The sequence below is a fragment of the Amycolatopsis thermalba genome, from assembly GCF_023376025.1.
Classification (GTDB): Bacteria; Actinomycetota; Actinomycetes; order Mycobacteriales; family Pseudonocardiaceae; genus Amycolatopsis_E; species Amycolatopsis_E thermalba.
Genome location: NZ_CP091196.1, coordinates 3,230,419 through 3,248,621, shown reverse-complemented (window position 1 = coordinate 3,248,621; position 18,203 = coordinate 3,230,419). Strand labels below are relative to the sequence as shown.

The following is an 18,203-nucleotide window of genomic DNA, read 5'->3' as shown; positions in this document are numbered from 1 at the left end:
CGCGCGGCGCAGATGGGCCGCGCGGTACTGGGGTGTCTCGTGCTGGGGTGTCTCGTGCTGGGGTGTCTCGTGCTCGTGTGTCTCGTGCTCGGGGTCATCACGGGGTTCCTTCGACCTCGACGACGTCCAGCGAGTCCAGCAGCGTCAGGAACGCCTGCGCGTACGGGGACTCGCCGGTCTCCTTCGCCACGCGCTCCCAGTCCACCTGCTCCCGCAGGTCGCGGGCGATGTGCAGGAGCGGGGCGAAATCGCAGCGGTGCGCGTCGAGGACGAGCAGCTTGTCGATCATGATGTCGGTGCCGCCCAGGACCGGCGCCATGGTCGGGCCGACGCGCATCACGTCGGAGCGGCTCAGCGTCTCGTCGGTGACCGCGCGGTAGTTGGGCCGGAAGATCAGGTCGACCAGCACGTCGCCGTCCCAGACCTTGCTCAGCCAGTCCTCCGGCGGGTCCTCCGGCCGCATGCCCTCGGCGACCAGGGCGGCCCTGGCCGCGGGCACGTCCTCCTCCTTGAGGAACACGTCCACGTCGTGGTCGGACGGCGGACCGCCCCTGGCGTAGACCGCGCAGCCGCCGGCCACCGTGAACGGGATGTCCCGAGCCGTGAGCGTGGTGACCACCTTGGTCAGCGTGCGCAGCAACGACTGCTCGTCCATGCCCCGCCGGGTACCCGGGCCCCACCGGGGCAAACGGCGGGCGTTTCGCGCCCGGGCCGCCGGGTATCTCCCGTTCCGTTCGCCGACGTTGGGAGCGATCGGGGCGATGCGCCGCAGTACCGAGCTCAGGCTGCCGCGGACACTGGACGCGGCGCGGCGGGCACGCCGGTTCACCACCGAGATGTGCGCGAAGTGGCGGGTGCCCGGGCTGGCGCCGGACGCGGCCGTGATCGTCACGGAGCTGGTGGAGAACACGCTGCGGCACACGGGCGCGGCGCCCCGGCTCTGCCTGGAGCTGCACCGGGACGGGCTGACGGTCGAGGTCACCGATGAGGACCCGCGCCAGCCGGTCATCCGGGAAAGCGGTCGCCCGCCGGGGCTGGGGCTGCTGCTGGTGGCGCAGACGTCGGAGCAGTGGGGCTGCCGCCGGGAGCCCTCCGGCGGCAAGACGGTGTGGGCGACCGTGCGGTGAGCGGCGGCCGGCGGTGCGGGACCACCGCTGTCCCGCACCGCCGGTGCACCCACCACGACCGGCCCGGGCGGCCACCGCGAACGGAAGCCGTGCCGCGCCGACCGGGACCGGATACCCGGCACGATCGTCGCTAACCGGATGACCCGGGTTGCCAACGGCAGTAGCCGGTCCGTACCGTCGGTGACGAGCGGTTGAGTGACCAGCCGTGCCGGGAACGGACACACCCGGCCTCGAGCTTTCGAATGGTGCGACTTTTCGGATCTTGGACGCGTGTGTGACCGTCCCCGCTGTGCTCACCACAACCCGGGGAGACCACCCGTGTCCGAAGCTCACGAACTCCGCATCGATGTCACCGACCGCGCCGACGGCATCCGGCTGGCCCGTCTCACCGGTGAACTCGACCTCGTCGCCGCACCCGCGCTGCGCGACTTGCTGACCCGCTGCCTCGACGACGGCCGGACCTTCATCCTGGACCTCGAGGCGATCACCTTCCTCGGCTCGGCGGGCCTGCAGGCCCTGGTCGACACCGACGACGCCGCCGCCGAGCGCAACGTGCGGTGGGCGCTGGCGGGCAGCCACCGGGTGGTCATCCGCCCGCTGGAGGTCACCGGCCTGCACGAGCAGCTGCCCCTGTACCCGAGCGTCACCGTGGCGGCCCGCCACCTCGCGGAAGCCGCTCAGGTGGCCGGCTGACTCAGGCCGGGTGCCCGAGGCGCACGCAGCGCAACCCGCTGCCGCGCAGTGCCGCGGGGTCCAGCACGCCGCGTGTGTCGACCACGACGTCGCCCTCGGCGACGGCGGCCAGTTGGCTCCAGTCGAGGCGGGTGAACTCGGGCCACTCCGTCAGCACCACCAGCACCCGGGCGCCCTTGGCGGCCAGCACCGGGTCGTCCACCCGCTGGACGGGCCCGGCCTGGTCACCGCCGCCGACGCCGGGGTCGTAGCCGGTCAGCACCGCGCCCGCATCCGCCAGGCGGCCGGCGACGGCCAGTGCCGGTGAGTCCCGCAGGTCGGAGGTGCCCGCCTTGAACGCCAGCCCGAACACCCCGATCCGCACTCCCGCCAGGCGCCCGCCCGCGGCCTCCCGCACCCGCGCGACCACGTGGTCGTACTGCCGGTCGTTCGCCTCGATCGCCGAGCGCAGCACCGTCAGGTCCACCCCCGCCGCGGCGGCCGAGGCCACCAGCGCGCGGGTGTCCTTCGGCAGGCACGATCCGCCCCAGCCGGGGCCGGGGTGCAGGAAGTGCGGCCCGATCCGCTCGTCCAGGCTCATCGTCCGGGTGACGGCGTCGATGTCGGCGCCGGTGCGCTCGCACAGCCGCGCCAGCAGGTTCACGTAGGACAGCTTCAGCGCCAGGAACGCGTTGCTCGCGTACTTGCCCAGCTCGGCGCTCGCGTGGCCGGTGCGCACCACCGGCGCGTCCAGCCCCGCGTACAGCGTGGCGACCCGCTCCACCACCGGCGGGTCACCACCGAGCACGATCCGGTCCGGGTGCCGGAAGTCGTGCACCGCGTGGCCCTCGCGCAGGAACTCCGGGTTGCTCACCACGGCGATCCCGGCGGTCCCGGCGATGCGGGCGCAGGTGCCCACCGGCACGGTCGACTTGACCACCAGCACGGTGTGCGGCGCCGGGCGCAACGCCGCGAGCACGGCTTCGACGGCGCTGAGATCGGCGCTGCCGTCCGGACCGGTCGGCGTGGGCACGCAGGCGAACACGAACTCCCGCCCGTCCAGTGCGCTCACGTCCGCGGTGAACCGCAGCCGCCCGGCGGCCAGCCCGTCGCGCACCAGCGGGGCCAGCTCCGGCTCGCCCAGCTCGACCTCGCCCCGGGACAGCCGCGCCACCTTGGACTCGTCGACCTCGGTGCACACCACGTCGTGGCCCAGCGCGGCGAGGCAGGCGGCGGTGGTCAGGCCGACGTAGCCGGCCCCGGCGACCCCGACCGCCGCCACGTCAGGCCCCCACCACCGGCCGCAGCGCCGACCGGCCCGCGGCGACGACCTCGTCGACGGTGATCCGCAGCAGCCCGGGAGCCGGGGCGTCCGCGAACGGATCGCCGGCCTCCCCCGCCCACAGCACGACGTGCCGGTCTCCGGTGCCCGGCGGCGGCCCCCACCGCCACGGCGGGGTCGGGCCGAACAGCAGCACCGACGGGGTGCGGTAGGCGGTGGCGAGGTGGGCGACGCCGGTGTCGCCGCTGATCACCAGCCGTGCCCCGGACACGAGCGCGGCCAGCTCGGTCAGGCTCGTGCGGCCGGCCAGCACGGCGTCCTCGCCCAGCCCGGCCGCGGCCGCGACCCGTCCCGCGAGGTCCCGTTCCGCGGCGCTACCGGTCACCACGACCCGGGACCCGGCGCGGGCGAACTCGCGGGCCACCTCGGCGAAGCGTCCGGGCGGCCAGCGCCGGGACCCGAACGCCGCCCCGGGGTGCACGACGATCGCGTCTCCCGCCGGGCTGGGCACGTCCGGCCGGGCCAGCGCGAGGTCGTGCCGGTCGGCCGCGATGCCGTGGCAGGCGAGCATCCGGCACCAGCGCAGCACCTCGTGCTGGTCCTCGCGCCACTCCGGGCCGTCCAGGTCCGGGAAGTCCGGGTGCCGGTGCGACAGCAGCCGCCCCGGCCGCGTGCCCAGCAGGTCCGTCACGCTCTCCGGGCCGCTGCCGTGCAGGTTGACCGCCACGGCGGGCGGCGCGCCGGTCCACCGCAGCGCGCCCAGGCCGGGAGTGGGCAGCACGCGGTCGACCGCGCCGGTGAGCGCGGCCAGCTCGTCCAGTGCCGCGGGCGCGGCCAGGGTGATCCGCGCGTCCGGGAACGCGGCCCGCAGGCCACGCAGCGCCGGGACGGTGACCAGGAGGTCACCGACCCCGAGCGCCCGCAGCACCAGGACGTCGCCGGTCACGGCCAGGAGCCCTCCTCCGAGTGCGCCACGACCAGTTCCCGCACCTCGCACCCGGCCGGCTGGGACAGCGCGAACAGCACCGTCCGCGCGACGTTCTCCGGGTTGTTCAGCTTCGCGTCGGCGGGCGGCTTGTACTGCTCGTCGCGCGCGTCGAAGAAGGCGGTGTGCATGCCGCCCGGCACCAGCATGGTGACGCCGATCCGGCCCGCGGTCTCCGCGGCCAGTGCCCGGGTGAACCCGACGACACCCCACTTCGAGGCGCAGTAGGCGGTGGCGTCGCTGACCGCCTTGATGCCCAGCGTGGACGCGACGGTGACGACCTTGCCGTGCGAGCGCTCCAGGTACGGCAGCGCGGCCCGGACCACGGCGGCGGTGCCGAAGAGGTTGACCTGAACCACGCGCTCCCAGTCCGATGTGGACAAGTCGGTCAGCTTGCCGGGGAAGTCGATGCCCGCGGCGGTGAACACCGCGTCCAGCCCGCCGGCCTGCTCGGCCAGCTCGGCGACGGCGCGTTCGGTCTCGGCGGTGTCGGTGAGGTCGACGGGCACGTAGGGCACGCCGGCGGCCGGGGGTTTGCGGTCGAGCACCAGCGGGGTCCCGCCGGCGTCGGCGACCGCCTTGACGGTCGCCGCGCCCAGCCCGGACGCGCCCCCGGTGATCAGTACCTTGCCTGGCGATGCAGCCATCTCTGCCTTTCTATCCGTTGGACACGGTCTCGATGAGCCGCGTGGTGGAGTAGCCCTCGACGGTCGGCACGAGCACGACCTTGCCGCCGCCCTCGCGGATCACCTCCGCCTCGGGCAGGTCGGCGCCCGCGTAGTCGCCGCCCTTGACCCACACGTCCGGCCGCAGCGTGCGCAGCACCTCGACCGGGGAGGACTCCTCGAACACCACCACGGCGTCGACGGACTCCAGCGCGCTGAGCACGCGCACCCGGTCGGCGGCGGTCACGACCGGGCGGCCCGGTCCCTTCAGCCGGCGCACCGACTCGTCGGAGTTCACGCACACGATGAGCACGTCGCCCAGCTCGCGGGCGCGCCGCAGCAGGGTCACGTGCCCGGGGTGCAGGATGTCGAAGCAGCCGCCGGTCGCGACGACCCGCCCGCCGCGGCGCCGCACCCGCTCGGCCAGCTCGAAGCCGGACAGGCCCTCGGGCGGGCGGATCGGCTCGGCGGGCTCGGACAGGGCGGTGGCCGCGCCGGCGGCGACGAACCGGGCCGCCGACTCGACCGCCGCGGCGACCGCGTCGGGCAGCGCGGCACCGTCGTGCAGGGCCGCGGCGACGGCGCTGGCGAACCGGTCGCCCGCGCCGCAGGTGTCCGGCCGGACGCTGGCGGGGACGCGTGCCGCGTGGGGCACCGGGACCGCGCGCGTGCCGGTGCCGTCGGCGAGGACGGCGCCCCGCGAGCCGACGGTCACCGCGACCGCCTCGGCCGCCCACTCCACGCGCAGCCGCGCGGCCAGCTCCTCCGGGGTGCCGGGCTCGCCGGTGAACTTGGCGGCCTCGCTGTCGTTGGGCGTGACCAGGGCGGCGCCGGGCACCGGCGGGCCGCCGCGCGGGTGCGGGTCCCACACCACCGGCGCGTCCGTCTCGGCCAGCAGCTGCCGGATCTGCGGGTGGCTCGCGACGCCGCGCCCGTAGTCGGCGACGAGGATCGCGGACGCGCCGCGCAGCACGGACACCGTGCGCGCGTCCAGCGGCTCGTGCGCGGCCCGGCCGTCGCCGTGGTCCAGCCGCACGACCGACTGCCCGGCCGCGCGGATGCGGGTCTTGCGGACGGTCTCACCCTCCAGCGGCAGCGCGCACAGCTCGACCTCGCCGGCCAGCAGCCGGGCCAGCCGCGCCCCGCCCTCGTCCCCGCCGAGCGCGGTGACCAGCACGACGTCGGCCGCGGACCGGGCGGCCAGGCGCGCGGCCAGGCCCGCGCCGCCGGGCCGGTGCCATTCACGTCCGACGTCGACCACCGGGACGGGCGCCTCGGGGCACAGCCGGTCCGCGTTGCCGTCGACGTCGATGTCGAGCAGCGTGTCGCCGACCACCACCAGGGGGCCGCTCACGAGGGCACTCCCAGCGCCTCGTCCAGCGCCGCGCACAGGCCGTGGATCACCGCGAGGTGCGCCTCCTGCACCGTGCCGGTGCTCGGGGCGTCGATCATCACCGCGTCGTCGCTGACCGACGCCAGCGCGTTCGGGCCCGGCCCGGTCAGCGCCCACGTGGTCAGGCCCAGCTCGTGCGCGGTCTTCGCCGCCGCGCACACGTTCTGGCTGCGGCCGCTGGTGGACAGCGCCACCAGCACGTCACCGGGGCGGCCGTGCGCGCGGACCTGGCGGGCGAACACCTCGTGGTCGCCGTAGTCGTTGACGATCGCGGTGGCCGCCGAGGTGTCGGCGTGCAGGGCGATCGCGGACAGCGGCTGCCGGTCGCTGACGAACCGGCCGACCAGCTCGCCGGTCAGGTGCTGGGCCTCGGCGGCGCTGCCGCCGTTGCCGCAGGCGAGCAGCCGTCCACCGGCCCCGAGCACCTCGGCGAGGTGACGACCCCACGCCTCGATCCTCGGTGCCAGCGCGGTCAGATCCCGCATGGTCGCGGCCAACGCCGCGAACCGCTCTTCGATCACGCTGCACCTCCTAGTTTCTCCACGGCCCGCAGGACCTCCTCGGGCGGAACCCGGTCCAGGCACGGGTGCCCGGGCACCGGACAGCTCCGGGCCCGGGTGTCACGGCAGGGCGCGTCCTGATCGCCGAGCAGGACGAGCGGCACCCCGTAGGGCGCCCACCGCGCGGCCGGCACCACGGGCGCGAACAGCGACACGACGGGGGTGCCGACGGCCGCGGCGAGGTGCGCCGGCCCGGTGTTGGGGGCGACGGTCACGCGCGCCCCGGCGAGCACGGCGGCGAGGCCGTGCAGATCGGTCTTGCCCGCCAGGTCCAGGCCGTGGTCACCGGCGACCCGGGCGGTCAGGTCGCGTTCGGCCGGGCCGCCGGTGACGACGACCCGGTATCCGGATTCGGCGAGCAGCCGGACGACCTCCGCGTTGTGCTCGGCGGGGTACTGGCGGGCGGGCACCGACGCGGCCGGGTGCACCACGACGTAGCCGGGTTCGCCGACCAGGCCGGAGACGTCCGGCAGCGGCTCGCGCACGGCCAGGCGCCCGTCGTCGCCGGGCGGCAGCTCGAACCCGGCGGCGCGCGCCAGCGACAGGGCGCGTTCGGCCTCCGGCGGGTCGCCCTCGACGCGGTGCCGCAGGTCCAGCAGCGAGCCCGGGTAGTCCTCGCAGATCGCGCCGATCCACGGCACCCCGCACTCCCGCAGGATCAGGGCGAGCGGCAGCGGCGACTGGTGGAACGACGTCACGATCAGGGCCGCGTCCGGTTGCGCCGCGCGGATGTGCGCGCGCAGCTCGGCCAGGTGGGCGGGGGTCACCGCGGGCGGCTGCGGGTCGATCCACGGCGCGCACCACTCGACGACCTCGTCGACGCCGGGCAGCAGCTCGGCGGCCGCCCGCCCGTGCGGCCCGGCCAGGAACGTGACCGACTCCGCCCGCGCGGCGACGGCGCGCACCAGCGGCCCGGACAGCAGGACGTCACCCGCGTTGTCCAGCCGCGCCACCAGAACCCGTGACCTCACCACGCCCGGTCCCCCATCGCCAGCCCGACCGCCTCGGCCAGGTCACCCGCCACCAGCGCGTCCCGCCGCGCGGCTTCGATCTCCGCGGCCCGCGTGCGGGGAGTCGGCACGAGGACACCGCGCGCGCCCGCGGCGCGCGCGGCCTCGATGTCGGCGCCGATGTCCCCGATCAGCACGCAGTCCTCGGGACGCACCCCGAGCGCCAGCGCGGCACGGGTCACCAGGCCCGGCTTCGGCTTGCGGCAGCAGCAGCCGTCGCCGTCGGCGTGCACGCACACCTGCCAGGTGCCGAACGGCCCGAGCAGCTCCTCGACCCGCGCGTTGACCGCGGCCAGCTCCGCCGGCGTGATCAGCCCGCGGGCCACGCCGGACTGGTTGCTGACCACCCCGACCGGGACACCGGCGGCGCGCAGGCGGCGCAGCACGTCCTCGGCTCCGGGCACGGGGCGGACCAGCTCCGGGTCGTTGTTGTAGGGCTCGTCGTGGATGAGGGTGTCGTCGCGGTCGAACAGGATCGCCCTGGCCGCCGGGCGCGGGCGGCGGACGCGCACCTCCCCGGCGAGCCGGTGGCCCAGCGCGGCGGGCGGGATCAGCACGCTCGTGACCGCCATCTTCGCCAGTTCCTCCGGAGTTTTCGGCCCGGGCAGGATGCGGCGGAGCGCGAACTCGGCGGTGAGGCCGAGCCAGGCGATACCGGCGAAGGCGGCGGGGGTGGGCCGGCGGGCGGCGGCGAACGCGAGCGCGGCCGCGCCGCTGAGGGTGGTGAGCGCGTGACGGCCCAGACGGCCCGGCCCGGCCGCGCACAACTCCCTCCACTGTGGACCGAACTTGCGGCGCATCAGGGCGTTGTCGGCGTTGCCGCGCTGGGCGCGCAGGCTGGCGAAGAACCCGCCGCGGCGCGCCGGGTGCAACGTCCGGCGCGTGCCGCGCTCCAGCCGCCACCCGGCCTGCCGCACGCGCAGCGCGAGGTCGGCGTCCTCGCGGAAGGCCCGCGGGAACCGCTCGTCGAACCCGCCGACGGCGGCGAGGACCGCGCGCCGGTAGGCCATGTCCGCGGTGATCCACTCCGCGGTGGCGAGCCCGGCCGTGTCGCGTTCCTCGTCGGTGGGCCGGCGGCCGCCGGTCGGGCCGGGCACGATGATCCGGCCCTGCGAGGCCGCCACGTCGGAGGCCAGCGACTCCAGGTCGGTCACCAGGCGGGACGGCCAGTCGGCGGTCGGGCGCACGTCGTCGTCGAGGAAGGCGATCCACTCGGTGTCCGCCGCGCGCCAGCCCACGTTGCGCGCCGCGGCCGGGCCCCGGCCGCCCGAGCGCAGCACGCGCACCTTCAGGGTCGTGTCGGGCAGCGGCAGCTCGCCCGGTTCGGGGCGGTCGTCGACGAGGACGACCTCGGCCGGGGCCGGCCCGATCCCGTGGTCCAGCGCGGACAGCAGGGCCCGGAGGCTGTCCCGGCCGGTCGTCGGGACAACCACGGTGTAGGCGGTCATGCCGGCCTCCGCACCACGAACGGGCCGATCGCCAGCAGGTCGACCGGGCTCGATCCGAAGCACTCCAGCGCGTCACGCGGCGAGTCGACCATCGGGCGGCCCGCGGTGTTCAGGCTCGTGTTGACCACGACGGGAATCCCGGTGCGGGCGGCGAATTCGCCGAGCATGCGCGCGACCAGCGGCTCGGTGGCCGGGTCCACCGTCTGGATCCGCGCCGTGCCGTCCACGTGCGTCACGGCCGGGATGCGGTCCCTCCACTCCGGACGGACGTCGTGCACGAACAGCATGTAGGGACTGGGCACCGGGCCGCGTTCGAACAGCTCCCGCGCGCGGTCGGCGAGCACCATCGGCGCGACGGGGCGGAACTGCTCGCGGCCCTTGACGTCGTTGAGGCGTTCCAGGTTGCGCTGGTGGCCGGGGTGCGCGAGCAGCGAGCGGTGGCCCAGCGCGCGCGGGCCGAACTCGGCGCGGCCCTGGAACCACGCCACGACCTCGTCGTCGGCGAGCGCCTGCGCCACGGTGGCCGCGAGGTCGTCCGGCCGTTCGTAGGGCAGCCGGGCGACGTCGAGCGCGTGCTGGATCTCGGCGTCGGTGAACCCGCGGCCGAGGTCGGCGCCCGGCATCGGCGCGGCGGGTTCGCCCAGTTCCGCGGCCAGGTGCAGGGCGGCGCCGAGCGCGGTGCCCGCGTCCCCGGCGGCCGGTTGCACCCAGATGTCGTCGAACGGGCCCTCGGCGAGCAGCCGGGTGTTGGCCACGCAGTTGAGGGCGATGCCGCCGGCCATCGTCAGGTTCCGTTGCCCGGTCTGCAGGTGCAGCCACCGGGCGAGGTCGAGCAGGACCTCCTCGATCCGCTGCTGCATGCTCGCGGCGAGGTCGGCGTGCGCGGGCCGGAAGTCCGCGCCGGGCTCGCGGCGGGGCGCGAACCGGGACAGATCCACCGGCGCGGCGCGGAAACCGCCGTCACCGAGCGCGGCGATCTCCGCGCGCAGCGCGTCGGCGAACCGCGGTTTCCCGTACGAGGCCAGGGCCATCACCTTGTACTCGTCGCTGGAGCGCGCGAACCCGAGGTGCTCGGTGAGGTCCTCGTAGCGCAGCCCGAGCGAGTGCGGGAGCCGCTGCGCGGCCAGCTCGACCAGCTTGCCGTCGCGGTACTCCCCGGCCAGGTAGGAGGTCGCCTCACCGCGCCCGTCCGCGACCAGCACGGCGGCGTCACCGAACGGAGCGGCCAGGCCACTGGACGCGGCGTGCGCGACGTGGTGGCGGACGAACCGCACCTTGCCCGGGTTCAGGCCGGGCAGTGCCGTCTTCAGGAAGTTCGGGGCGCGCCGCGCGAACGTGGTGCGCAGCTCCTCCCAGCCCGGGTCGACGCCGTCGAGGTCGTGGTCGACCAGATCGGGGTCGTAGGAATAGCCCACCGCGTCCAGGTCGCGGGGTTCGATCCCGGCCTGCGCCAGGCACCAGCGGGCCGCCTGCTCGGGGAGTTCCCAGGTGGAGAAGGGAACCGGGCGTTTGCCGTGTTTGCGGCGGCTGAACCGCTCTTCCTCGGCGGCGGCGACCACCCGGCCGTCCACCACGAGGGCGGCGGCCGGATCGTGGAACACCGCGTTGATCCCGAGGACCCGCAAGCTCGTTACCTCCACATCCCGTCACTACTGCTACTTAGCGCTACCCCTGCTACTCCGCGTCTAAACGAGACTGAGGTGGGCGGCGAACCACTCCAGGGTCCGGCGCAGGCCCTCGTGCAGCTCCACGCGCGGCTGCCAGCCCAGTTCCCGTTGCGCGACGGCGATGTCCGGGCACCGTCGTTGCGGATCGTCCACCGGGGCGGGGATGCTGCGCACCGGCACGGTCGTGCCGGCCAGCCGCTGGATCTCCCCCACCAGGTGGCGGATCTGGAGTTCGTGCGGGTTGCCGAGGTTGACCGGGCCCGGGAAATCGCTGTCCGCCAGTGCCAGCAGGCCGTCCACGGTGTCGTCCACATAGCACAGGGAACGGGTCTGGGTGCCCGCACCGGCGACGGTGACCGGTTCGCCGGTGAGGATCTGCTTGATGAACGTGGGGATCGCCCGCCCGTCGCCGGGGCGCATGCGCGGGCCGTAGGTGTTGAAGATGCGCGCGATGCCGGTGTTCACGCCGCGGGTGCGGCGGTAGGCGGCGGTGAGCGCTTCGGCGTAGCGTTTCGCCTCGTCGTAGACGCTGCGCGGGCCGACCGGGTTGACGTTGCCCCAGTAGCTTTCGCGCTGCGGGTGCTCGCGCGGGTCGCCGTAGACCTCGCTGGTGGAGGCGAGCACGAACCGGGCGCCGGTGACCTCGGCGAGGTCGAGGGCGTGGTTGGTGCCCGCGGCGCCGGTCTGCAGCGTTTCCACCGGCAGGCGGTCGTAGTCGCGGGGCGAGGCGGGGCTGGCCAGGTGCATCACCAGGTCGACCGGGCCGCCGACGTCCAGCCCGCGGGAGACGTCGGCCTCCACGAAGTGGAAGTCCTTCCCGGTGAGGTGCGCGATGTTGCCGGTGGTGCCGGTGCACAGGTTGTCCACGCAGGTGACGCGCATGCCGCGGGCGAGCAGGCGGTCGCACAGGTGGGAGCCGACGAAACCCGCTCCGCCCGTGACCACCGCATGCCCGCGCATGCGCTTCTCCTACCCGGCGGAGTCACTTCAAAACGCTACGGAGGTACTTCTCCTACGCCAGGGCTAACAGCGCCAGCGCGGCGGCGGCCCCGCAGACACCGAGAGTCTGCTTCCGGCTGAGGCGTTCACCCAGGAAGAGCAGTGCGAGCACCACGGGGATGGCCGGGTAGAGGGCGGCCAGGACGGTCGCGACGGCCAGCAGCTGCTGGTGGGTGGCGACCCAGTAGAGCACGATCGCGACGCTGCCCAGGGCGCCCGCGGCGGCGGCCGGCCAGGCGAGGCGGGGACGCAGCGTGAGCGGGGTCCGCGTGGTGAGCACGAGCGGCAGGATGGCGGCCACGGAGGCGGCGCGGCTGACCACGATCGGCCACAGCCCGGCGTCCAGGGGCACGGGTTTCATGGCGAGGAACTGGACGGCGAAGCCCGCTCCGGCGATGAGCGCGTAGCGGATGCCGGGGCCGGTGGGCCGCCCGCCGCCGGAGACGAGCCAGATGGCGGGCAGGGCGAGCACGATGCCGGCGATCGCCGCGGGCGAGGGCCGTTCCCCGAGGAAGGCGAGCCCGGCGACGACGGGCAGCACGACGGCCCCGACGTCGCTGACGGGCACCACGACGCTCAACGCGTCCCGGCTCATGGCGCGGTAGAGGAACGCGACGCCGATGCCGGTGCCGACGCCGGACAGCGCGCCCCACAGGAGCCCCGTGAGGCCGGGCGGGGACCAGACGACCGCGACGACGAGCGTGACGAGGGTGCCACCGAGCTGCGCGTACAGCGAAACGGTGAGGCCGGGCGCCCGGCGAGCGATCACCCCGTTGACGAAGTGCGTGACGCCGAAGCACCCAGCGGAGGCGAGCGCCAGAAGCTCACCGGTCATCGGCGGCCTCCCGCACCCGGCGAAGTGGCCACCACCGTCGCACGCGGCCGCGCCGCAGCGGCACGCGGGCGCGGGCCGTCCACGGACGCGCCCCGGCCGCCACTGATGCGCACCGGCCGCCGCGCGGCACCGGCATGCGGCCCCCGGCCGCCGCCGCTCGCACCCCGGCCACCTCGCCGCGGCGCGGCGCGCCACCGGCACCCGAAGTCACCCCTCATTCCCCCGCCTCCCGCGCCCGGCAGGCCGCGCCCACCGGGCCAGCGGAACCGAGGCCACCCGCCCCGACCCAGCACCGCTGGGTCGGGCCGCCACCCCGCCGGCACCACCTCACCCCTCATTCCCCCGCCTCCCGCGCCCGGCAGGCCGCGCCCACCGGGCAGGTCTCGCCCTCGGCGGTGCAGGCCGCGCGGTCGCACAGGCGGCACAGGCGGTCGGCCTCGGGGAGTTGCTCGTAGGCCGCCGTCAGCAGCTTTCCGGCCAGCTCCGCGAACACCTCCCGCTCCCGTTCGTCGAGCGCGGCCGCCAGCGAGCCGAGCCGTCCGCCGCGCTCGCCGAGGATCCGCGCGGCCGCCTCGGCGCCCATCGGCGTCAGGTGCACGGCGACCGCCCTGGCGAGCGTGGGCCGCCGCTCCACCAGGCCCCGCCGCTCCAGCACGTCCACCATCCGCGCCGCGGCGGGCTGGCTCAGCCCCACCCTCCGCCCCAGCTCCGTCACCGACAGCCCGGGCGCGGTGGACAGCACCACCAGCGCCGCCGAACCGCTCACGCTGGTGCCAGCGGCGGCGGTCGCGTCGGTGAGGGCGAGGTCGTTCACCGTCAGCGCGAGCGCGCCGAGGAGATTCGCCAGCCGCTCATCATGCATGACTCATGCATAGTTCATCGGGGTGGGATCCGCAAGTCGGCGGCGTGAACACGAATAACCGGCGCGTGCGGGGGAAGCCCTCCGTCTGCGTACGCGTACCGAAATGCAACTTTCCTTCGTTTCCCAAGGAGATCTCTGTGTTCCGACACACGAAACTGCTGCAGTTCGAGGCGAAGCCGGAGCGTCCGGACCCGTATTACGCCCGGAAGCTGCAGGAGCTGATCGGTGGTGCCTACGGTGAGATGACGGTGACGATGCAGTACCTGTTCCAGGGCTGGAACTGCCGCATCGAGGGCAAGTACAAGGACCTGATCATGGACACCGCGACCGAGGAGATCGGTCACGTGGAGATGCTGGCCACCATGGTCGCCCGCCTGCTGGAAGGCGCCCCCGCCACCGCCACCGCCGAAGCCGCCAAAGACCCGGTGATGGCCGCGGTGCTGGGCGGGATGGACCCGCAGCAGGCCATCGTCGCCGGCGGCGGCGCCATGCCGGCGGATTCCAACGGCACGCCGTGGAACGGCAAGTACATCGTGGCCTCCGGCAACCTGCTGGCCGACTTCCGGGCCAACGCCGCCGCCGAGGCGCAGGGCCGGTTGCAGACCGCGCGGCTGTACAACATGACCGACGACCCGGGCGTGAAGGAAATGCTGAAGTTCAACCTGGCCCGCGACACCGTGCACCAGAAGCAGTGGCTGCGCGCCATCGAAGAACTCCAAGCCGACGGCCTGGAAAGCGACATCGCCCCCAACGCCCTGCTCGACGAAGAAGACCAGACCCACAACAACACCATCTGGCACCTCTCCGACGGCCCCGACGGCAACAAAGGCTCCTGGTCCACCGGAGAGGACCGCATCGACTACCTCATGGACCCCAAACCCCTCGGCGGCCCCGGCAGCGCCCCAAACCCGACCCACAGCTCTACGCGACCTACTCGCCCACGCAGGACGCGATGGGCACGGTCAAGGGCAAGGCCCAGTCCGCGGTCAACAAGCTGACCTGACGGAAAGAGCCCCCTCGGGAACCACTCCCGAGGGGGCTTTCCGCTCGCTCGCGTCAGACCGGGCTCGCCGCGGCGTCCGCGGGCACCACCGCACCGGCCGGGACCTTGTCCCCCAGCGCCTTCTCGTAGATGCGCAGGACGTCGACCGCGATGCGGTCCCACGAGTACCGCGACCGGGCCCGGTCGCACCCGGCGATCCCGTACGCCTCGCGCTGCGCCGGGTCGCCCAGCAGCCGCCGCAGGGTCGCGGCGAGCGCCTCCGGCCGCTTCGGCGGCACCAGCTCACCGGTCACGCCGTCCACCACGGTGTCGATCAGCCCGCCGACCGCGGCCGCCACCACCGGGACCCCGCAGGCCATGGCCTCCAGCGGCACGATGCCGAACGGCTCGTACCACGGCGTGCACACGACCAGGTCCGCCGACCGCAGCAGCGACGGCATCTCATCGCGCGTCACCTGGCCCAGCAGCCGCACCCGGTCGGCGACACCGAGCCGCCGGGCCAGCTCCAGCAGGCGATTGGCCTCCGGGTCGTCGGCGAGCCGTCCCTGCTCGGGGCCACCGGCGATCACCAGCTCGGCGCCGGGCACGGCGGGCAGCGCGGCGATCGCCGTCGCGAACCCCTTGCGCGGCACCAGCCGGCCGACGCTGACGATCCGGTGCAGGGTGCCGCGCGGGGCGGCCGGCCCGTCCGGCGTGAAGCGCTCCAGGTCCACCCCGCACGGGGCGACCGACATGCGTGCGCGCGGCAGGCCCATCCGGGCCAGCTCGAAGACCTCGTCGGAGCAGGTCGCGGCGACGCGGGCGGCGTTCTTGCCGATCAGCCGCTCCAGCTGCACCCGCTCGGGCGGGCTGGTGTCGGCGGTGCCCTGGTAGCGCTTCTTCACCACACCGAGGGCGTGGAAGGTCTGGACCACCGGCACGTCGGTGCCGCGGGTGGCCAGCAGCGACGCCAGCCCGGACATCCAGAAGTGCGCGTGCACCACGTCCGGGGTGTCCCGCTGCCACGACTTCGCCAGGTAGCGCCCGAACTCGGTCATGTGCGGCAGCAGCTCGTCCTTGGGCAGGCGCTCCGCGGGGCCGGCCGGGACGTGCACGACCCGGTAGCCCGCGGGGGCCCGGACCTGCTCCGGCTGCGCGCGGTCGTCGCGCCGGGTGTAGACGGTGACGTCGTGGCCCTGGCGGCACAACGCCGCGGACAGCTCCGCCACGTGCAGGTTCTGCCCGCCCGCGTCCACCTCGCCCAGCACGGCCAGGGGGTTGGCGTGCTCCGACACCATCGAGATCTTCATGCGCTACCTCCACTCGTCACCCGGCCGAGCTGGACGTCCCAGTTGCGCAGGAAGGCGTCCAGGCCGTAGCTGGCCAGCGCGTGCTCGCGCGCTTGCTTGCCCATCCGGTGCGCCAGTTCCGGGTCCGCCATGAGCTCGGCGGCCGCCCGCACCAGTTCGTTCACGTCCGCCGAGACGAAACCCGCCTCCGGCGGCACTGCCCGGGACGCCTCCGTGCCGGCCACCGCCACCACCGGCATCCCCAGGTGCATCGCCTCGATCAGCGACAGGCCCAGCGACGTCCAGCGTGGCGTGTGCAGGTACAGCCGGCACCGCGCCAGTCCCGCGTGCAGGGCGTCCTGCCCGAGATCACCCCGCGTGCGCAGGCGCTCGCCCAAGCCGAAGTGCTCCTCGAGCTTCTCCACGCCGATGCCCCACACGTCCAGCGGCGCGACCTCGGCGAAGGCGGGCAGCAGGTCGGTGCCCACCGCCCGGCCCCGCCGCACCGGCTCGTTCATCACGAGGCCGATCGAGGCCTCCTCGCCGGTGTAGAGCTCACCCGGGTCGACCACCCCGTGCTCGATGACCGTGGCGGGCGCCCGGCCGGAGTCCCAGATCAGGTGGTTGAAGTGGGTGACGTGCACCAGCGGGATCTCGTCCTGGCCGGCCAGCGGGTGCCGCGTGCGCGGCACGTCGCCGGTCGGGGTGTTGTGCTCGACGAACACCGCCGGCACGTCCCGGCCGGGCTTCCGCCCGGTCCAGCGCTCGGCCAGCTCGATCTCCTCCGGGCGCTGGAGGACGACCACGTCGATGTCGGCGTCGCGCAGCTGGGCCGGGCTCACTTCCCGCGCCGACGGCCACGCTCGGTCACAACGCCCCCGGCCCCAGGGACCGCCCTCCGGCAACAGCGGAAGGAGGTACTCGTGCCGCCCGCGCACGAACGAACTGGTCCACGACCCGTGCACGTGCCACACCAGGATTCGCAGCGGATCGTCCTCTCCCCGTCTCATGGAGGAGTTCTTTCACCCTGGCAGAGGAACTAAACACGCTACGCAGCACTGCTACTCTCCGTAGTCGTCACACGCGTTCGGTGTTCCTCGTCCGGGTGGGCAGCAGGAAGACGACCAGTCCCAGCACCGCGACCACGCCGTGCAGGGCGTTGTCGGTCCAGGCCGGGTCGAACAGGCGGCGGACGTCACCCGGGCCGCCGGTGCCCGCCGACAGCAGGCCCCACACGGTGATGCCCAGCAGTCCGAAGAAGACCACCAGGCCGAGGATCCGCGCGGACGGTCCCTTCCAGGCCGCCACCAGCGCGAGCAGGCCGACCGCGGTGCGCGTCAGGTTCAGCAGCGTTCCCGTGTGGAACCCGAGGAGTTCGCCGGACGTGGCGAACCCGCCGATCCCCAGTGCCAGGAACACCACGCCGACCAGTAGCGCGAAACCCTGGGCCACCGGCGCCCGCCCCGTGGTGTGTGCAGCCATGGAAAGACCTCCTTCGTTCCGGCTCGTCCGCCCGGGGTTCCCCGCGGCGGGCGGCCGCAACCAGGTGTGGCGAACGGCGGGACGGGGTAGCCCGGGCCATGACCAGGCCGGGACGAAGCAGCGGGGGGAAGCGGAACGTTGGCTGAGACGCGCCTCGCGGGCACCGTCGAGGACAACGATTCCTCGGTGGACGACACCCCCACCTTCACGGATCTGGCGGCCACCCCGCCGGAGGATCCGCGCCGCGAGCGGCTCCGCACCGCGCTGGTCACCCAGTACCTGTCGGTGGCCGAGCACATCGCGCGCCGGTTCAGCGGGCGCGGCGAGGCGTACGAGGACCTGCTGCAGGTCGCGCGGGTCGGGCTGATCAACGCCGTCGACCGGTTCGAGCCGGAACGCGGCACCGACTTCCTGTCCTTCGCGGTGCCCACGATCATGGGCGAGGTGCGGCGGCACTTCCGCGACGCCAGCTGGTCGGTGCGGGTGCCGCGCCGGCTCAAGGAACTCCACCTGCAGATCGGGCAGGCCAGCGGCGAGCTGGGCCAGCGCCTGGGCCGCGCGCCGACCCCGACCGAGATCGCCCGCGAGCTGGACCTCACGCCCGACGAGGTGAGCGAGGGCCTGCAGGCCGGCAACGCCTACTACGCCGTGTCGGTCGACAAACCCGCCGGTGAGGACGACGACGCCGCGTCGCTGGCCGACACCCTCGGGGAAGAGGACTACGGCATCGAGACGGTGGAGAACCACGAGGCACTGCAGCCGCTGCTGCGCGACCTGGCCCCGCGCGAGCGCACCATCCTCATGCTGCGGTTCTTCGGCAACATGACGCAGACCCAGATCGCCAAGCGCGTGGGCATCTCCCAGATGCACGTGTCGCGGCTGCTCGCGCAGACCCTGCAGCACCTGCGCGAGAAGCTCACCGAAGAGCCCTGACCTCGCGGTTTC

Annotated in this window: 18 protein-coding genes and 1 pseudogene; 4 read left to right on the top strand and 15 right to left on the bottom strand. The window is 74.4% G+C overall.

Annotated features, from left to right (window positions below):
* Positions 1-97 precede the first annotated feature (97 nt).
* Complete coding sequence (locus L1857_RS15685; protein WP_094005980.1) at positions 98-655, bottom strand: nucleotidyltransferase family protein; 558 nt, start codon at positions 653-655, stop codon at positions 98-100.
* A gap of 106 nt (positions 656-761) precedes the next feature.
* Between L1857_RS15685 and L1857_RS15680 the strand changes: the two genes are divergently transcribed.
* Both L1857_RS15680 and L1857_RS15675 read left to right on the top strand, forming a co-directional pair.
* Positions 762-1,127, top strand: a complete 366-nt coding sequence (locus L1857_RS15680; protein ID WP_094005979.1) for an ATP-binding protein — start codon at positions 762-764, stop codon at positions 1,125-1,127.
* 318 nt (positions 1,128-1,445) lie between these two features.
* A complete protein-coding gene (locus L1857_RS15675) occupies positions 1,446-1,820 on the top strand; it encodes an STAS domain-containing protein (protein ID WP_116114873.1) in 375 nt (124 codons plus the stop codon).
* A 1-nt stretch (position 1,821) separates the two neighbouring features.
* Here L1857_RS15675 and L1857_RS15670 read toward each other — a convergent pair whose 3' ends face one another.
* From L1857_RS15670 to L1857_RS15620, 11 genes are all read right to left on the bottom strand, one after another.
* The gene (locus tag L1857_RS15670) at positions 1,822-3,081 is read right to left on the bottom strand and encodes a UDP-glucose dehydrogenase family protein (protein ID WP_094005977.1); all 1,260 of its coding nucleotides are present in this window, start codon (positions 3,079-3,081) and stop codon (positions 1,822-1,824) included.
* Between the two features lies 1 nt (position 3,082).
* Positions 3,083-4,027, bottom strand: a complete 945-nt coding sequence (locus tag L1857_RS15665; protein ID WP_116114875.1) for a glycosyltransferase family 9 protein — start codon at positions 4,025-4,027, stop codon at positions 3,083-3,085.
* Entirely contained in the window at positions 4,024-4,713 is a 690-nt protein-coding gene (locus L1857_RS15660; protein ID WP_116114877.1) for an SDR family oxidoreductase, read from the bottom strand. The genes L1857_RS15665 and L1857_RS15660 overlap by 4 nt, the downstream gene beginning before the upstream one ends.
* A 10-nt stretch (positions 4,714-4,723) precedes the next feature.
* Positions 4,724-6,085: a D-glycero-beta-D-manno-heptose 1-phosphate adenylyltransferase gene (rfaE2, locus tag L1857_RS15655; protein ID WP_094005974.1), complete on the bottom strand. Its 1,362-nt coding sequence runs from the start codon at positions 6,083-6,085 to the stop codon at positions 4,724-4,726.
* Positions 6,082-6,645 carry a D-sedoheptulose-7-phosphate isomerase gene (locus tag L1857_RS15650; protein WP_162830732.1) on the bottom strand — a complete coding sequence of 188 codons (564 nt, stop codon included), beginning with the start codon at positions 6,643-6,645 and terminating at the stop codon, positions 6,082-6,084. Before L1857_RS15650 ends, rfaE2 begins: the two co-directional genes overlap by 4 nt.
* Positions 6,642-7,655, bottom strand: coding sequence for a glycosyltransferase family 9 protein (locus L1857_RS15645; RefSeq protein ID WP_198958251.1), 1,014 nt, complete (start codon positions 7,653-7,655; stop codon positions 6,642-6,644). Before L1857_RS15645 ends, L1857_RS15650 begins: the two co-directional genes overlap by 4 nt.
* The gene (locus L1857_RS15640) at positions 7,652-9,142 is read right to left on the bottom strand and encodes an HAD-IIIA family hydrolase (protein ID WP_249465437.1); all 1,491 of its coding nucleotides are present in this window, start codon (positions 9,140-9,142) and stop codon (positions 7,652-7,654) included. The genes L1857_RS15645 and L1857_RS15640 overlap by 4 nt, the downstream gene beginning before the upstream one ends.
* Positions 9,139-10,767, bottom strand: coding sequence for a carbamoyltransferase family protein (locus L1857_RS15635; RefSeq protein ID WP_249465435.1), 1,629 nt, complete (start codon positions 10,765-10,767; stop codon positions 9,139-9,141). Before L1857_RS15635 ends, L1857_RS15640 begins: the two co-directional genes overlap by 4 nt.
* Positions 10,768-10,827: 60 nt before the next feature.
* A complete protein-coding gene (locus L1857_RS15630; RefSeq protein ID WP_249465432.1) occupies positions 10,828-11,769 on the bottom strand; it encodes an NAD-dependent epimerase/dehydratase family protein in 942 nt (313 codons plus the stop codon).
* Positions 11,770-11,821: 52 nt separating this feature from the next.
* Positions 11,822-12,643 carry a DMT family transporter gene (locus L1857_RS15625; RefSeq protein WP_116115484.1) on the bottom strand — a complete coding sequence of 274 codons (822 nt, stop codon included), beginning with the start codon at positions 12,641-12,643 and terminating at the stop codon, positions 11,822-11,824.
* A gap of 334 nt (positions 12,644-12,977) precedes the next feature.
* Entirely contained in the window at positions 12,978-13,505 is a 528-nt protein-coding gene (locus tag L1857_RS15620; RefSeq protein ID WP_249465429.1) for a MarR family winged helix-turn-helix transcriptional regulator, read from the bottom strand.
* 137 nt (positions 13,506-13,642) lie between these two features.
* Between L1857_RS15620 and L1857_RS15615 the strand changes: the two are divergent.
* Positions 13,643-14,508, top strand: a pseudogene (locus L1857_RS15615) (manganese catalase).
* Between the two features lie 53 nt (positions 14,509-14,561).
* Here L1857_RS15615 and L1857_RS15610 read toward each other — a convergent pair.
* The 3 genes from L1857_RS15610 to L1857_RS15600 all read right to left on the bottom strand — a co-directional run bounded on the left by L1857_RS15610 (position 14,562) and on the right by L1857_RS15600 (position 17,258).
* Positions 14,562-15,797, bottom strand: a complete 1,236-nt coding sequence (locus tag L1857_RS15610; RefSeq protein ID WP_249465423.1) for a glycosyltransferase — start codon at positions 15,795-15,797, stop codon at positions 14,562-14,564.
* Positions 15,794-16,618 carry a glycosyltransferase gene (locus L1857_RS15605; protein ID WP_116111826.1) on the bottom strand — a complete coding sequence of 275 codons (825 nt, stop codon included), beginning with the start codon at positions 16,616-16,618 and terminating at the stop codon, positions 15,794-15,796. The genes L1857_RS15610 and L1857_RS15605 overlap by 4 nt, the downstream gene beginning before the upstream one ends.
* A gap of 235 nt (positions 16,619-16,853) precedes the next feature.
* Complete coding sequence (locus tag L1857_RS15600; RefSeq protein WP_116111828.1) at positions 16,854-17,258, bottom strand: DUF4383 domain-containing protein; 405 nt, start codon at positions 17,256-17,258, stop codon at positions 16,854-16,856.
* A 138-nt stretch (positions 17,259-17,396) separates the two neighbouring features.
* Between L1857_RS15600 and L1857_RS15595 the strand changes: the two genes are divergently transcribed.
* Positions 17,397-18,191, top strand: a complete 795-nt coding sequence (locus L1857_RS15595; protein ID WP_094005959.1) for a SigB/SigF/SigG family RNA polymerase sigma factor — start codon at positions 17,397-17,399, stop codon at positions 18,189-18,191.
* The last annotated feature ends 12 nt before the right edge of the window (positions 18,192-18,203 follow it).

Bases quoted from the DNA above. Each gene is read 5' to 3' on its own strand.
- L1857_RS15685 (WP_094005980.1), bottom strand. From the start codon at position 655: ATGGACGAGCAGTCGTTGCTGCGCACGCTGACCAAGGTGGTCACCACG.
- L1857_RS15680 (WP_094005979.1), top strand. From the start codon at position 762: ATGCGCCGCAGTACCGAGCTCAGGCTGCCGCGGACACTGGACGCGGCG.
- L1857_RS15660 (WP_116114877.1), bottom strand. From the start codon at position 4,713: ATGGCTGCATCGCCAGGCAAGGTACTGATCACCGGGGGCGCGTCCGGG.
- L1857_RS15640 (WP_249465437.1), bottom strand. From the start codon at position 9,142: ATGACCGCCTACACCGTGGTTGTCCCGACGACCGGCCGGGACAGCCTC.
- L1857_RS15630 (WP_249465432.1), bottom strand. From the start codon at position 11,769: ATGCGCGGGCATGCGGTGGTCACGGGCGGAGCGGGTTTCGTCGGCTCC.
- L1857_RS15625 (WP_116115484.1), bottom strand. From the start codon at position 12,643: ATGACCGGTGAGCTTCTGGCGCTCGCCTCCGCTGGGTGCTTCGGCGTC.
- L1857_RS15620 (WP_249465429.1), bottom strand. From the start codon at position 13,505: ATGCATGATGAGCGGCTGGCGAATCTCCTCGGCGCGCTCGCGCTGACG.
- L1857_RS15610 (WP_249465423.1), bottom strand. From the start codon at position 15,797: ATGAAGATCTCGATGGTGTCGGAGCACGCCAACCCCCTGGCCGTGCTG.
- L1857_RS15600 (WP_116111828.1), bottom strand. From the start codon at position 17,258: ATGGCTGCACACACCACGGGGCGGGCGCCGGTGGCCCAGGGTTTCGCG.